Below are 14,978 nucleotides of genomic sequence, written 5' to 3' on the forward strand. Positions count from 1 at the left end.
CGTCAGCCGTCAAGTTCGCTGAAACCGGTGAGGAAATGTGGGCCAATGAAACGCTCCGGCAGCTGGAACTCGTCACGATACTCGACCTGCACCAGATACAGGCCGAACGGATGCGCTGTCACCCCGCCGGAACGGCGAATACGGCTCTCCAGCACTTCCTTCATCCACTCCACCGGACGCTCGCCGGAACCGATGGTCATCAGTACGCCGGCAATGTTGCGCACCATGTGGTGCAGGAAGGCGCTGGCACGGATATCCAGCACGATCATCTTGCCGTGACGCGTGACGCGCAGGTGATGAAGCTCCTTGATCGGCGACTTGGCCTGGCACTGGCCGGCACGGAAGGCGCTGAAATCGTGGGTGCCCACCAGGTAGCGGGCCGCTTCGGCCATGCGCTCGACATCCAGCGGGCGGTGGTTCCAGGTGATTTCTTCGTTCAGGTGCGCCGGACGGATCTGGTCGTTGTAGATCACATAGCGATAGCGCCGGGCAATGGCCTTGAACCTGGCATGGAAATGCGCCGGCATGACCTTGGCCCAACTGACGCTGACATCGTGGGGCAGATTGATATTGGCACCCATGACCCAGGCCTTCATCGAACGCTCGACCTGCGTGTCGAAGTGCACGACCTGTCCACAGGCGTGCACGCCGGCATCGGTGCGCCCGGCGCAGAGCAGCGAAACGGGGGAGTCGGCCACCTTGGACAAGGCGTTTTCGAGGGTTTCCTGCACCGTGAGCACGCCCGAGGCCTGGCGCTGCCAGCCACGATAACGCGAGCCCTTGTATTCAACGCCCAACGCGATCCGGAAAAAGCCGTCGGCCGCCATTTCGGCGGCCGGGTTATCTATGTTTGCCAAGGAGGGACAGCCTGCTGATGTGCGCAAAGGGGGGCATTATAAGGCGGCCAGACGAGGACGCCAGTACAACAGAGGTTCCTGCGGTGAATGGGAGGGCCCCATCGCCAGCAGGCTGGCTCCCACAAGGGGTTTGTGTGGGAGCTAGCCTGCTGGCGATAGCGGCACCTCAGACACCATCACATCACCCGCAAACAAAAACGGCAGCCTCGATGGGCTGCCGTTCTGCTTGCAACAAATGACTCAAGCCAGACGCGCCAGCATCTCCCTGGCTTCGCTCTTCTGGCCGTCGTCGCCTTCGGTCACCACCTCGTTGAGGATGTCGCGGGCACCATCGTTGTCGCCCATGTCGATATAGGCCTGGGCCAGGTCGAGCTTGGTGGCGACTTCGTCTGTGCCGGAGAGGAAATCGAACTCCGGCTCGTCATCCACGGTGGCCAGGGCGTCATCTACCGTGAAGCTCGGCTCGCTGATGCTCCGGGACAGGTCGTCCAGTTCGGCGCTGACGTCATCCAGCTCAGTGCTGAACGCCTGCGCAGGCGGCGTTTCGTCCATTTCATCGGCCAGCGACAAGTCGAAATCGGCCGGTAGGTCCAGATCGTCGAGGGTCACTTGTGGCACGTCTGGTACTGGCGCGGCCGGCAGGTCCTTGATGTCTTCGTCCAGGCTCAGCAGGAAATCGTCTTCGGCCAGGATCGCCGGCGAAGGCTCGCCACCGAGGTCCATGTCCAGGTCGAACTCCGACAGGTCATCGAGGTTTTCCTTGATTTCAGTCTGTTGCTGCAAGACCGACTCGAAACTCAGGTCATCGTCCTGGGGGAAGTCTTCCAGGTCGGCCAGGGTTGCTTCCGGTGCTGGCTCTGGCAATGGCTCCGGCTCCGGTACTGGCGCAACCGTGACCGGCGTGACATTTTCCAGGTCATCCAGGCTCAGGTCGAAAGCGCTGTCGAAATCGTCTTCGACCGCAGCCGGCGATTGCGGCTCGTCGAGCAACAGGTCCTTGACGTACTGCGCGTCCAGTTCCGCAGCAGCGGCGGCAGCGGCAATACCGCCGGCAGCGACCAGTGCCATGGCCGGGAAACGGCTCTTGAGTTTTTCGACCTGGGCATAGTTGTCGCCGTTGGCCACCAACTGCCGCTCCTGGACCACGAACGCGTCGCGGTCACCCTGCAAGCCGTAGACTTCCATCAGCTTAAGGCGCAACTCGCTGCGTTGCGGCTCCTGCTTGACGCCCTCTTCCAGCAGCGCGGCGGCCTGGTTCAGGCGACCACCGTCGATGTGCGACTGCGCGCGGCCCAGCACGTCGTCGGAATGCTCGGCGGCGGGCGATACCAAGGGTGCAGCAATCGGCGGCGTGACTACAACCGGGGCAATCACCGGGGCTGGAGCTGGCGCTGGAGCGGGTGCCGTGGCCAGTTTCGGGGTCGGCGGCTCGACGTCCAGGTCCTCGAAGATGCCTTTGGACAGGTCAAGCTCGCTGGAGAACTCCTGCTCTTCTGCCAGGGCGCGGGCCATTCGCAGGTGTTTTTCGGCTTCCTGCTGGGCTTTGCGGCGACGGGCCAGCAACAGCAGCAACAGCAGCACCACGATTGCCCCGCCACCCGCCAGGCCCAAGAGCAACGGATTGGTCAGCAGCTCGTTGAATTTCTGATCGTTGGAGGCAGCAGGCTTCGGTTCGATCGGAGTGTCGGCCGGAACCGCAGTTGGAGCTGCAGCCGTTTCAGGCGCCGCTGCAGCCGAGTCTGCCGTGGGCGCTGTCGCTTCGGCTGGCGCCGGCGCTTCGGCAGGCGTTGCCGCAGGATCGGTCGCCGGCTCAGCCGGGATCGCCGCAACGGTTGCAGTCTCCGCAGGCGCCCCGGCCGCACCGTCGGCCTGCAATTTGGCCAGTTGGTTGTTCTTCAGCTCGATGAGACGTTGCAGCTTGTCCATCTGGCTTTGCAGATCGGTCATGCGGCTTTTCAGTTCAGCGCTGTCACGGCGCTTGGTATCGAGGCTTTCCTGGGTCACCGCCAGCTGGTTGTTCAAGGCCTTGGCATCGCCCGCGGCGCCCTTGGCACCGGCCTTGCCGGATTCGGCGGACACCAGGCTCAGCTTGTCCTGGGCGGCTTGTGCCGAAGGTGCTTCACCGCGACCGCGATTGGTCGCATCGAGCTGCTGCTGGCCAGTACCCGGCTTGGCGACATAACGACGCCCCTGACGCCAGGCGGTGTTTTGTGCAGCCACTTCGGCGATGGCCTTGGCTTGCGGCAGGCTCGTGGTTTGGGCCTGATCCGGCAGACGCAGCACCTGGCCGGTCTTGAGCCGGTTGATGTTGCCATCGATGAAGGCATCCGGGTTCAGCGCCTGGATGGCGAGCATGGTTTGCTGGATCGAACCGCCATTGCGAGCCTTCGCGGCGATTTCCCACAGGGTATCGCGCTTTGTGGTGGTGTATTCAGCCGGTGGGGTCGCACCGGTGACGGGCGTCGTACCGGTTTGAACAGGTGCAGGCTGCGCAGCCGCGTCAGCGGTCTGCGGCGAGAATTTGGATGGATCGAGCAATACGCTGTAATCGCGCAGCAGACGACCGTTGGGCCACATCACCTGAACCAGGAATTTCACCATCGGTTCGCTCAGGGGCTTGCTGGAGGTCACGCGCAGGATGCTTTTACCGCTGGCGTTGAGCACCGGGGTAAAGGTCAGGTCGTTGAGAAACGCCTGGCGGTCGACACCGGCCTTGGCGAAATCTTCTGGTGAAGCCAGGCTCGGCACCACTTCGGCGGCGGTGAGTTCCTTGACGTCGAGCAACTCGATTTCCGCCACCAGCGGCTGGTTCAGCGTCGATTTCAGGGTCAGTTCCCCGAGCCCGAGGGCATGCGCCATACCGGAGGACAGCGCCGAGGCGGCCGCTATTGCTAACACCAGTTTGCGAACTTGAACCATAGCTTATCCTTAGTTTTTACATTCCTCGGCCAGCGAGGTAAGTAGCCGCTGCCGTAAGGCATTGCGCGCGGGCGAAGGTCGCCGCGCGCGATCGTTTCATGCATGCCCTGCAACGCCCTGCAGGGTGGCTCGCCTTCGGCATTACGGCCAGGCATGGCGCTCGTTTGGAAGTATCTTTTACAGCAGGTCTTTTATCAACAACTCGGCCAGCTGCACAGCATTGAGGGCCGCGCCTTTGCGTACGTTATCTGACGTCAGCCACAGATTAAGTTCCGACGGTTCGTCGATCCCCAGGCGCACCCGACCAACGTAGACAACATCCTGGCCCACGGCATCACCAACCGCTGTCGGGTAGTCGCCGGCTTCCACCAGCTCGATACCGGGCGCGTCTTCGAGTGCGGCATTGACCTTGACCAGATCGATGTCGCTCGCGGACTGCAGAGTCACGCTATAGCTATCGCCAAAAAACACCGGGGCTTGAATGCAAGTCACGGAAATCTTCAAAGAAGGCAGCGCCATGACCTGGCGCAGCTCGCGCACCAGGCGCTTTTCCAGCACGGTATGGCCCTGTTCATCCGGTTTGCCGACCTGGGCCAGCAGGTTGAATGCCATCTGCCGGTCAAAGAAGGTCGGCTCCAGTGGGCGCACATTGAGCAGTTCGGCGGTTTGCCGGGCCAGTTCGGTCACGGCTTCGCGGCCCTGGGCCGACACTGCCAGGCTGGCGGTCAGGTTGATGCGCTGCAAATCGAGCAAACCCAGCAAGGGGGCGAGCACGACTGCCAGGGTGGTGGCCGACGGGCTCGGGCTGCTGACCTGAAATGGCTTTTTCAGGCCGGCCAGCACCTGCGCATTCGCTTCCGGGACCACCTGTGGCGCCTGGTCGGCCGGCAAGGCGCCGGAGAGGTCGATCAGCGAGCAACCGGCGGCGGTGGCACGGGCGGCATAACTCAATGTCACGGCGGGACCGGCGGCAAAAAACACCAGCTGAACCTTGCTGAAGTCGAACTCATCGACTTCGCGCACCCGCACGTTCTTGCCGCGATACGGCACCGAACTGCCGGCGGATTCGCTGCTGGCCAGTAAATGCAGGGTGCCGATCGGGAAATCGCGCTCTTCGAGAATCTGCACCAGCGTTTCGCCGACAGTACCGGTGGCGCCGATCACGGCAATATCAATGGTCTGGCTCATGGGTTTTACCTCTGGCGAAACGGGGGGAGCGGCACTTTACCGGGTGGTGGATGTACAGGCAATTCGGGCGAGCCCTTCGGCGCCCGTTATGGCCCCTTCGCTGGCAAGCCAGCTCCTACAGGGATTGCGCTGTCCTTGTAGGAGCTGGCTTGCCAGCGAAGGGGCCAGACCAGACAACCGAGAAACCCGGAATAAAAAAACCCGCGCCTCTCGCAAGGCGCGGGTTTTTCATTGCATCAAACGATCAACGCTCGAGCAGGATCCGCAGCATGCGACGCAGCGGTTCGGCCGCGCCCCACAGCAGCTGGTCGCCGACGGTGAACGCGCCGACGAACTGCGAGCCCATGTTCAGCTTGCGCAGACGGCCTACCGGGATGTTCAGGGTGCCGGTGACCTTGTTCGGGCTCAGCTCCTGAATGCTGGTTTCGCGGCTGTTCGGCACCAGCTTGACCCAAGGGTTGTGCTGGCTGATCAGCCCTTCGATATCGGCGATCGGCACGTCTTTGTTCAGCTTGATGGTCAGCGCCTGGCTGTGGCAGCGCATGGCGCCGATGCGCACGCAGATGCCATCCACCGGGATCGGGCTCTTGAAGCGACCGAGGATCTTGTTGGTTTCGGCCTGGGCCTTCCACTCTTCACGGCTCTGACCGTTCGGCAGTTCCTTGTCGATCCACGGGATCAGGCTGCCGGCCAGCGGTACGCCGAAGTTTTCGGTCGGGTATGCGTCGCTGCGCATGGCTTCGGCCACACGACGGTCGATGTCGAGGATCGCGCTGGCCGGATCGGCCAGTTGATCGGCGACAGCGGCGTGGGTCGCACCCATCTGCTTGATCAGTTCACGCATGTTCTGCGCGCCGGCACCGGATGCCGCCTGATAGGTCATGGCGCTCATCCACTCCACCAGGCCGGCCTCGAACAGGCCACCCAGGCCCATCAGCATCAGGCTGACGGTGCAGTTGCCGCCGATGTAGTTCTTGGTGCCCGCGTCCAGCTGCTGGTCGATGACCTTGCGGTTGACCGGGTCCAGCACGATGACCGCGTCATCTTGCATGCGCAGGCTGGAAGCGGCGTCGATCCAGTAACCCTGCCAGCCGGCTTCGCGCAGCTTCGGGAACACTTCGCTGGTGTAGTCGCCACCCTGGCAGGTCAGGATCACGTCGAGGGTTTTCAGCTCTTCAATGCTGTAAGCGTCCTTGAGCGGAGCAATGTCCTTGCCCACGGACGGGCCTTGGCCACCGACATTGGAAGTGGTGAAAAACACCGGCTCGATAAGATCGAAATCCTGCTCTTCCAGCATCCGCTGCATGAGCACGGAACCGACCATACCGCGCCAACCGATCAGACCTACACGTTTCATCGCAACTACACCTTCTTGAAAAGTGGGCCGCTGCTTCCGGGGGTAAAAGCGGCAGCGGGCCCGAGAGATTACAGATTCCGCAGCGCGGCGACTACTGCGTCGCCCATTTCCTGCGTACCGACTTTAGTGCAACCGGCCGACCAGATGTCACCGGTGCGCAAGCCCTGGTCCAGGACCAGGCTGACGGCTTTCTCGATGGCATCGGCCGCGGCCTGCTGGTTGAAGCTGTAGCGCAGCATCATCGAGACCGACAAAATGGTCGCCAACGGGTTGGCGATGCCTTGGCCTGCGATATCCGGCGCCGAACCGTGGCACGGCTCGTACATGCCCTTGTTGTTGGTGTCCAGGGACGCCGACGGCAGCATGCCGATGGAACCGGTGAGCATCGACGCCTGGTCGGACAGGATATCGCCAAACATGTTGTCGGTGACGATCACGTCGAACTGCTTCGGCGCGCGCACCAGTTGCATGGCGGCGTTGTCGACGTACATGTGGCTCAGTTCGACCTGCGGGTAGTCCTTGGCCACTTCCTCGACGATTTCACGCCACAGCTGGCTGGAGGCCAATACGTTGGCCTTGTCCACAGAGCAGAGCTTCTTGCCGCGGACCATGGCCATGTCGAAACCGACTCGGGCGATGCGGCGGATTTCGCTTTCGCTGTACGGCAGGGTGTCGTAGGACTGACGCTCGCCGTTTTCCAGGGTGCGGGTGCCACGTGGCGCGCCGAAGTAGATACCGCCGGTCAGCTCGCGAACGATCAGGATGTCCAGGCCGGCAACGATTTCCGGCTTCAGGCTGGAAGCCTCGGCCAGTTGCGGGTACAGGATCGCCGGACGCAGGTTGCCGAACAGGCCCAGTTGCGCACGGATTTTCAACAGGCCGCGCTCAGGGCGGATGTCACGCTCGATGGTGTCCCATTTCGGGCCTCCCACGGCGCCCAGCAATACCGCGTCGGCGGCGCGGGCACGCTCCAGGGTTTCGTCAGCCAGTGGCACGCCGTGCTTGTCGATGGCCGCGCCGCCGATTACGTCGTGGCTCAGCTCGAAGCCCAGGGCGAACTTGTCGCTGGCCAATTCCAGCACCTTGACCGCTTCGGCCATGATTTCCGGGCCAATACCGTCACCTGGGAGAATCAGAATCTGCTTGCTCATGCTTTCCTCATGTCATCAGTCGGTGCGCCCTGGGGGCGCGCCCGGAAAAATTCTATCGCTCGGCCATCAATACCAGCACATCCGTGCTGAACGAACCATCGGCCTCAATCTCGAAATATTCGCGTACTTCGTTGCCCATCGACTGCTGCAATTCGCGGATCGCCGCGCGCATCACCTGTGGCGTGCGCATGCGCTCGACCCAGGAGCTGTATTCCAGGCGCAGCCGCTGACGGGTGGTGCTGCGGGTATGCAGCCCGGCCTCACTGACCTGGCGCAACCACTCACCGGCGCTATAGTCGCGCACATGGCTGGTGTCGCGCAGCACTTCGACGCTTTGCAGGTAAGTGTCGAACAATGGACTGCCCGGCGACAACACGTCGACGAATGCCGCGACACCGCCCGGCTTCAATACCCGCCGCACTTCCCGCAGGGCCAGGCCGAGATCGCTCCAGTGATGCGCCGAATAACGACTGAACACGAAGTCGAACTCGCCATCGGCGAACGGCAGGCGCTCGGCGGCGCCGTTGACCGTGGTGACATTGCTCAAGCCACGATCGACGGCGGCAGCGGCCACCACGTCAAGCATCTGTTGCGACAGGTCGTAGGCGACCACTTCCTTGACCAGCGATGCCACCTGGAAACTCACATGACCAGCGCCACAGCCCAGGTCCAGGACCCGAGCTTCGCCCTGCCCTGCCAGTTCGGCCTGTAGCAGCGCGAATTCGGTGCCTTGAGCGTGTACGGCGCTGCTCAGGTAGGCCGCGGCCTGTTCACCGAATTGCTTTTGGACTACCTGGCTGTGCTGGGCGGTGCTGGTCATGGGAACTTCCTTTTTGGGATTTAGCCTTGTGTCGTCTGTCCGGGCCTCATCGCTGGCAAGCCAGCTCCTACAGGGATTTGCGGTGCTCACAAAACCTGTGGGAGCTGGCCTGCCGGCGATGGGGCCGGCCCTGCCTACATCAATATCGGATCAATCAAGCGTCGCGAAACAACCACGGCTGGCTCGCACGATGCTTGGCTTCAAACGCCGCAATCGCATCGCCGTCCTGCAAGGTCAGGCCGATATCGTCCAGGCCGTTGAGCAGGCAGTGCTTGCGGAAGGCATCGATCTCAAAGTTCAACACCTTGCCGTCCGGACGGGTCACGCTCTGGGCCTGCAGATCGATCTGCAACTGATAGCCGGGGTTGGCCTCGACCTGCTGGAACAGCTCATCGACTTCGGCATCGCTCAAGATGATCGGCAGCAAGCCGTTCTTGAAGCTGTTGTTGAAGAAGATGTCGGCATAGCTCGGCGCGATGATGCTGCGGAAACCGTATTCTTCCAAAGCCCATGGCGCGTGCTCGCGGCTGGAGCCGCAACCGAAGTTCTCGCGGGCCAGCAGTACGCTGGCGCCCTGGTAACGCTCGGCGTTGAGGACGAAGTCCTGGTTCAGCGGACGCTTGGAGTTGTCCTGATACGGCTGCCCCACATCCAGGTAGCGCCACTCGTCGAACAGGTTCGGACCGAAACCGGTGCGCTTGATCGACTTCAGGAACTGCTTCGGGATGATCTGGTCGGTGTCGACGTTGGCACGATCCAGAGGCGCGACAAGTCCAGTGTGCTGGGTAAAAGCTTTCATGCTGCGCTCCTTTAGATCAATTCACGGACGTCGACGAAACGACCGTTCACAGCGGCGGCCGCGGCCATGGCCGGGCTGACGAGGTGGGTACGGCCACCGGCGCCCTGACGGCCTTCGAAGTTTCGGTTCGACGTGGAAGCGCAATGCTCGCCGGACTCCAAACGGTCCGGGTTCATCGCCAGGCACATCGAGCAACCCGGCTCACGCCATTCGAAACCGGCTTCAAGGAAGATCTTGTCCAGACCTTCGGCTTCGGCCTGCGCCTTCACCAGGCCCGAGCCCGGCACCACGATCGCCTGCTTGATGGTCGAGGCCACTTTGCGGCCCTTGGCGATGACGGCTGCGGCGCGCAAGTCTTCGATCCGCGAGTTGGTGCAGGAGCCGATGAATACGCGGTCCAGCTGAATGTCGGTGATCGCCTGGTTGGCAGTCAAACCCATGTATTTCAAGGCGCGCACGATCGAATCGCGTTTGACCAGGTCCATCTCCTTGGCAGGGTCCGGCACGTTCTGATCGACCGCCAGGACCATCTCAGGCGAGGTGCCCCAGCTGACTTGCGGTTTGATCTGGGTCGCGTCGAGTTCAACGATAGTGTCGAACTTGGCGTCTTTATCAGAAACCAGGTCTTTCCAGGCTTCCACGGCCAGGTCCCATTCCGCGCCTTTCGGGGCGAATGGACGGCCCTTCACGTAAGCCACGGTTTTTTCGTCAGCGGCGACCAGGCCAACGCGGGCACCGGCCTCGATGGACATGTTGCAGATGGTCATGCGGCCTTCGACGGACAGGTCACGAATCGCGCTGCCGGCGAACTCGATGGCATGGCCGTTACCGCCGGCGGTGCCGATCTTGCCGATCACGGCGAGGACAATGTCCTTGGCGGTCACGCCGAACGGCAATTTGCCTTCGACGGAAACCAGCATGTTCTTCATTTTCTTGGCGACCAGGCACTGGGTGGCGAGCACATGCTCGACCTCGGAGGTGCCGATACCGTGAGCCAGGGCACCAAACGCGCCGTGGGTCGAGGTATGGGAGTCGCCGCAGACCACGGTCATGCCCGGCAAGGTGGCACCCTGCTCCGGGCCGATGACGTGGACGATGCCTTGGCGGACGTCGTTCATCTTGAATTCGACGATGCCGTATTCATCGCAGTTGTCGTCGAGGGTCTGGACCTGCAAACGCGAAACCTCGTCGGCAATGGCCGCGATGCCGCCCTTGCGCTCAGGGGTGGTCGGTACGTTGTGGTCCGGGGTCGCGATGTTGGCATCGATGCGCCATGGCTTGCGCCCGGCCAGCCGCAGGCCTTCGAAGGCTTGTGGCGAGGTCACTTCATGGATGATGTGACGATCGATGTAGATCAGCGCGGAGCCATCGTCGCGCTGCTTGACCAAATGCGAATCCCAGAGCTTGTCGTAGAGCGTTTTGCCGGCCATCAGACGGTTTCCTCATCAGCTTCTTTCTATGCCCTGGGTCTTGAGCGATTCAATAACCCCTTGGCTTGTGAGGCTGATCCTATGGGGTTACATTAAATAACTCAAATTCATATTTTTTATGCTTTGGATAACCAACTGGAATACGAGCATGGACCTGGCCAACCTTAATGCCTTTATTGCCATCGCCGAGACCGGAAGCTTCTCCGGAGCCGGCGAACGCTTGCACCTGACTCAGCCGGCGATCAGCAAGCGCATCGCCGGGCTGGAGCAGCAACTGAAGGTGCGGCTATTCGATCGGCTGGGCCGCGAAGTCGGCCTGACCGAAGCCGGCCGCGCCCTGCTGCCCCGGGCCTACCAGATTCTCAATGTCCTCGATGATACGCGCCGCGCCCTGACCAACCTCACCGGGCAGGTGAGCGGTCGTCTGACCCTGGCCACCAGTCACCACATCGGCCTGCACCGTTTGCCACCCTTATTAAGGGAGTTCACCCGGCGCTATCCCGAGGTGGCGCTGGATATCCAGTTTCTCGACTCGGAAGTCGCCTACGAAGAAATCCTCCATGGCCGGGCTGAACTGGCGGTGATCACCCTGGCGCCGGAACCCCACGCCCTGGTCAAGGCCACGCCGGTGTGGGACGACCCGCTGGACTTCGTGGTCGCCCCCGAGCATTCGCTGCTCAACAATGGCAAGGTCAGCCTCGCGGACATCGCCCGCCACCCGGCAGTGTTTCCCGGCGGCAACACCTTTACCCACCACATCGTCCAGCGCCTGTTCGAAGCACAGGGCCTGACGCCGAACATCGCCATGAGCACCAATTACCTGGAAACGATCAAGATGATGGTGTCGATCGGCCTGGCCTGGAGCGTCCTGCCACGCACCATGCTCGATGACCAGGTTGCGCGGATACCTTTGCCGGGCATACAACTGACTCGCCAGCTAGGCTATATCCTGCACACTGAAAGGACGCTATCGAATGCAGCACGGGCCTTCATGGCCTTGCTGGATGGCCAGATCGATCTGCCAGGGACTCAAGGCTAACTTGTGCTACTCCTATAGAGCCGCGAATTCCTGTACCCGATACACAATTCAGCCCAAGGCTTGCCAATGCCGAAATCTGTTGACCGTATTCCGCCAATGCCGCGCATCCAGGCGCTTGACCCGAAAAGCTCCGAACAGAGCTGGGAAAGTGCCTCGCAACTGCTGGCCGCGCTCAACGGCGCGCGCCTGGGCGCCTGGTATTGGGACATCGAGCGCGGGCAGATCAGCTGGTCCCGGGGCACCCAGGCGCTGTTTGGCTTCGATCCCCGGCAACCGTTGCCGGCCGACCTGGAATACCTTGACTTGTTGCCTGTGGAAGACCGGGCCAAGACCCTTCGCGCCTTCCATGCCGTGATCGGCGGCGCGCCGCTGGAGCAGGCAATGCACCATCGCGTTCGCTGGCCCGACGGCAGCCTGCACTGGCTGGAGATCAGCGGCAGCCTGCTGCCGGACAAGCACGGCCGTCCACGGATGATTGGCGTGATCCGCGAAATCACCCACCAACGCCAGCGCGAACAGGCGCTGAGTAGCTCGGAGAAACGCTTCGCCACGCTGTTCCACCTGTGCCCGAACATGGTCCTGCTGACGCGCCAGGAAGACGGCCTGATCACCGAAGCCAACCAGTATTTCGAAAGCCTGTTCGGCTGGCCGGTCCAGGACGCGATCGGCCGTACCACCCTGGAACTGGGCCTCTGGGTGAACCCCGAACAACGCGCACAACTGGTCAAGGCCACCAAGGCCAAAGGTGAGCTGACCAGCATGGAGGTGCAGTTTCGCGCCAGCAACGGGCAGATCCACGATGGCATCCTCAGTGCGCAAAAGGTCGAACTCGAAGGCCAGCCCTATCTGCTCAGCACCTTCCTTGACACCACCGAACGCAAAGCCGCCGAACACGCCCTCAAAGACAGCCAGGAGCGCCTCGACCTGGCCCTGGACTCGGCGCAACTGGGCACCTGGGACTGGCACATTCCCAGCGGCATGTTGTATGGCTCGGCCCGCGCCGCACAGTTGCACGGCATGGAGGCCAAGCCGTTCCATGAATCCTTCGACGAGTTTTTCGAAGGCGTGCCCGGCGAAGAACGCGACACCATGCGCGATGCCTACCGCAGCCTGCGCGAAGGCCCGGCCGGCAACTATCAGCTGACCTATCGGGTGCAAATGCCGGATGGCAGCTCACGCTATCTGGAGAGCCGCGCCCGCCTCTACCGCGATGAAAACGGCGTGCCCTTGCGCATGGCCGGCACCCTGCTCGACATCACCGACCAGGTCGAGCGCGAACAACGCCTGGTGGCCTCCGAAGAGAAATTCGCCACCCTGTTCCAGGTCAGCCCCGACCCGATCTGCGTGACCCGCCAGGACACCGGGCAATTCATCGAAATCAATTCCAGCTTCACCCAGACCTTCGGCTGGAGTGCCGCCGATGTGATCGGCCGCAGCGCCGACGAAATCGGCCTGTGGGACGCCTCGGCAAAAAGCCTGCAGCGGATCGAACAGGTGATCCGCGAGCAAGGCCTGAACAATGTGGCGATCCTCGTCCAGCACAAGGACGGGCAGTCGCTGACCTGCGTGATCTCCAGCCGCCAGATCAATGTCAGCGAACAGCCGTGCGTCGTCACCACCTTACGCGACATCACCCAGCAGCAACGCTCGGAAGCGGCGCTCAAGGCCAGCGAAGAGAAGTTCGCCAAGGCCTTCCACTCCAGCCCCGACGCCATCACCATCACTGAACGCGATACCGGACGTTATCTGGAGGTCAACGACGGTTTCTGCCGCCTGACCGGCTACCGCGCCGACGAAGTGATCGGCCGCACCGTGTACCAGGTGGGGATCTGGGCCGAAGAGAAACAGCGCTCGACCTTACTCGCCGAACTGCAGATCAAGGGCCGGGTACATCACCTGGAGATGCTCGGGCGCAACAAGCGCGGCGAGCTGCTGACGGTCGAGGTTTCGGTAGAACCGATCACCCTCAACGAAACCGCGTGCCTGCTGCTGACCGCCCGGGACGTCAGCCTGCTGAAAAATGCCGAGGCGCAGATCCGCCACCTGGCCTACCACGACCCCCTGACCAACCTGCCCAACCGCGCCCTGCTGATGGATCGCCTGAGCCAGCAGATCGCCCTGCTCAAACGCCACAACCTGCGCGGCGCGTTGATGTTCCTCGACCTCGACCACTTCAAGCACATCAACGATTCCCTCGGCCATCCGGTGGGCGACACGGTGCTGAAAATCATCACCGCGCGCCTGGAAGCCAGCGTGCGCATGGAAGACACCGTCGCGCGCCTGGGCGGTGATGAGTTCGTGGTGTTGCTCAGTGGCCTCGAAGGCACGCGCAACCAGGTCAGCGATCAGGTCCGCGAGCTGGCCGATACCATTCGTGAGCTGCTGTCCGAACCGATGTTCCTCGACGGCCAGCGCCTGCAGGTCACGCCGAGTATCGGCATTGCCTTGATTCCCGACCACGGCTCGACGCCGACCGACTTGCTCAAGCGCGCCGACATCGCCCTTTATCGGGCCAAGGATTCGGGGCGCAATACCGCGCAGATGTACCACAACACCATGCAGAAGGCCGCGAGCGAACGCCTGCGCATGGAAACCGACCTGCGCCTGGCACTGTCGCGTGGTGAGTTTCGCGTGCATTACCAACCCCAGGTGGACGCCCGGGACAACCGGATCGTCGGTGCCGAAGCGCTGGTGCGCTGGAATCATCCAGAGCTCGGCGCGCAGTCGCCCACCGAGTTCATCAAGGTCCTGGAAGACAGCGGACTGATCCTCGAGGTCGGCACCTGGATCGTCGACGAAGCCTGCCAGGCCTTCAAGAAACTGATCGCCGACGGCCTGGTGGACCCGCTGCAATTCAGCCTGTGCGTCAACATCAGCCCGCGCCAGTTCCGCCAGAACGATTTCGTCGAGCGCATCGAAAGCAGCCTCGCCACCTACGGCCTGCCCTGCTCGCTGCTGAAACTGGAAATCACCGAAGGCATCGTCATCCAGAACCTGGAAGACACCATCAACAAGATGCTGCGCCTGAAAAAACTCGGCGTGAGCTTTGCCATGGACGATTTCGGCACCGGTTACTCCTCGCTCACCTACCTCAAGCGCCTGCCGGTCGACACCCTGAAAATCGACCAGTCGTTCATCCGCGACGCCACCACCGACCCCAACGACGCCGAGATCATCCGCGCCATCGTCGCCATGGCCCGCAGCCTGGAACTGAAGATCATCGCCGAAGGGGTGGAGACCGTGGAACAGCTGGAGTTCCTGCAAGGCTTGGGCTGCCATCTCTACCAGGGATACCTGCATAGCCGGCCGCTACCGGTGGAGGATCTGCAGAAGCTCCTGTAGGAACGAACTCACTGGCTGAATATCCCTTTCCTACAAGCATGCCGGAAGCGTCCGATTTACGCCTGACTGCCTCGTA

Annotated in this window: 10 protein-coding genes; 2 read left to right on the forward strand and 8 right to left on the reverse strand. The window is 62.2% G+C overall.

What is annotated here, in order from left to right; genetic code table 11:
* Positions 1 to 2 precede the first annotated feature (2 nt).
* From truA to leuC, 8 genes are all read right to left on the reverse strand, one after another.
* A complete protein-coding gene (truA, locus tag SOP95_RS08670) occupies positions 3 to 827 on the reverse strand; it encodes a tRNA pseudouridine(38-40) synthase TruA (protein WP_274075521.1) in 825 nt (274 codons plus the stop codon).
* Positions 828 to 1,097: 270 nt separating this feature from the next.
* Positions 1,098 to 3,776: a FimV/HubP family polar landmark protein gene (locus SOP95_RS08675; protein ID WP_323606837.1), complete on the reverse strand. Its 2,679-nt coding sequence runs from the start codon at positions 3,774 to 3,776 to the stop codon at positions 1,098 to 1,100.
* A 177-nt stretch (positions 3,777 to 3,953) separates the two neighbouring features.
* The gene (locus SOP95_RS08680) at positions 3,954 to 4,964 is read right to left on the reverse strand and encodes an aspartate-semialdehyde dehydrogenase (RefSeq protein WP_274075420.1); all 1,011 of its coding nucleotides are present in this window, start codon (positions 4,962 to 4,964) and stop codon (positions 3,954 to 3,956) included.
* A 244-nt stretch (positions 4,965 to 5,208) separates the two neighbouring features.
* Positions 5,209 to 6,321 (reverse strand): aspartate-semialdehyde dehydrogenase, encoded by a 1,113-nt coding sequence (asd, locus tag SOP95_RS08685; RefSeq protein WP_007975660.1) that lies wholly within the window; start codon positions 6,319 to 6,321, stop codon positions 5,209 to 5,211.
* A 68-nt stretch (positions 6,322 to 6,389) separates the two neighbouring features.
* Entirely contained in the window at positions 6,390 to 7,472 is a 1,083-nt protein-coding gene (leuB, locus tag SOP95_RS08690) for a 3-isopropylmalate dehydrogenase (RefSeq protein WP_274075421.1), read from the reverse strand.
* Between the two features lie 52 nt (positions 7,473 to 7,524).
* Entirely contained in the window at positions 7,525 to 8,292 is a 768-nt protein-coding gene (locus tag SOP95_RS08695) for a class I SAM-dependent methyltransferase (RefSeq protein WP_274075422.1), read from the reverse strand.
* Between the two features lie 154 nt (positions 8,293 to 8,446).
* Complete coding sequence (leuD, locus tag SOP95_RS08700; RefSeq protein ID WP_323606838.1) at positions 8,447 to 9,091, reverse strand: 3-isopropylmalate dehydratase small subunit; 645 nt, start codon at positions 9,089 to 9,091, stop codon at positions 8,447 to 8,449.
* A gap of 11 nt (positions 9,092 to 9,102) precedes the next feature.
* Positions 9,103 to 10,521, reverse strand: a complete 1,419-nt coding sequence (gene leuC / locus SOP95_RS08705; protein WP_274075423.1) for a 3-isopropylmalate dehydratase large subunit — start codon at positions 10,519 to 10,521, stop codon at positions 9,103 to 9,105.
* Between the two features lie 148 nt (positions 10,522 to 10,669).
* On the opposite strand from leuC, the gene SOP95_RS08710 reads away from it, so the two are divergent.
* Both SOP95_RS08710 and SOP95_RS08715 read left to right on the forward strand, forming a co-directional pair.
* Positions 10,670 to 11,560 (forward strand): LysR family transcriptional regulator, encoded by an 891-nt coding sequence (locus tag SOP95_RS08710; RefSeq protein ID WP_274075424.1) that lies wholly within the window; start codon positions 10,670 to 10,672, stop codon positions 11,558 to 11,560.
* A gap of 66 nt (positions 11,561 to 11,626) precedes the next feature.
* Positions 11,627 to 14,902 (forward strand): PAS domain S-box protein, encoded by a 3,276-nt coding sequence (locus SOP95_RS08715; protein ID WP_274075425.1) that lies wholly within the window; start codon positions 11,627 to 11,629, stop codon positions 14,900 to 14,902.
* Positions 14,903 to 14,978 lie beyond the last annotated feature (76 nt).

It is taken from the genome of Pseudomonas sp. YuFO8 (assembly GCF_035065025.1).
In the GTDB taxonomy this organism is placed as follows: Bacteria; Pseudomonadota; Gammaproteobacteria; order Pseudomonadales; family Pseudomonadaceae; genus Aquipseudomonas; species Aquipseudomonas putida_AE.

Coding starts and splice junctions, on each gene's coding strand:
- truA (WP_274075521.1), bottom strand. CDS start 827: ATGGCGGCCGACGGCTTTTTCCGGATCGCGTTGGGCGTTGAATACAAG.
- SOP95_RS08675 (WP_323606837.1), bottom strand. CDS start 3,776: ATGGTTCAAGTTCGCAAACTGGTGTTAGCAATAGCGGCCGCCTCGGCG.
- SOP95_RS08680 (WP_274075420.1), bottom strand. CDS start 4,964: ATGAGCCAGACCATTGATATTGCCGTGATCGGCGCCACCGGTACTGTC.
- asd (WP_007975660.1), bottom strand. CDS start 6,321: ATGAAACGTGTAGGTCTGATCGGTTGGCGCGGTATGGTCGGTTCCGTG.
- leuB (WP_274075421.1), bottom strand. CDS start 7,472: ATGAGCAAGCAGATTCTGATTCTCCCAGGTGACGGTATTGGCCCGGAA.
- SOP95_RS08695 (WP_274075422.1), bottom strand. CDS start 8,292: ATGACCAGCACCGCCCAGCACAGCCAGGTAGTCCAAAAGCAATTCGGT.
- leuD (WP_323606838.1), bottom strand. CDS start 9,091: ATGAAAGCTTTTACCCAGCACACTGGACTTGTCGCGCCTCTGGATCGT.
- leuC (WP_274075423.1), bottom strand. CDS start 10,521: ATGGCCGGCAAAACGCTCTACGACAAGCTCTGGGATTCGCATTTGGTC.
- SOP95_RS08710 (WP_274075424.1), top strand. CDS start 10,670: ATGGACCTGGCCAACCTTAATGCCTTTATTGCCATCGCCGAGACCGGA.
- SOP95_RS08715 (WP_274075425.1), top strand. CDS start 11,627: ATGCCGAAATCTGTTGACCGTATTCCGCCAATGCCGCGCATCCAGGCG.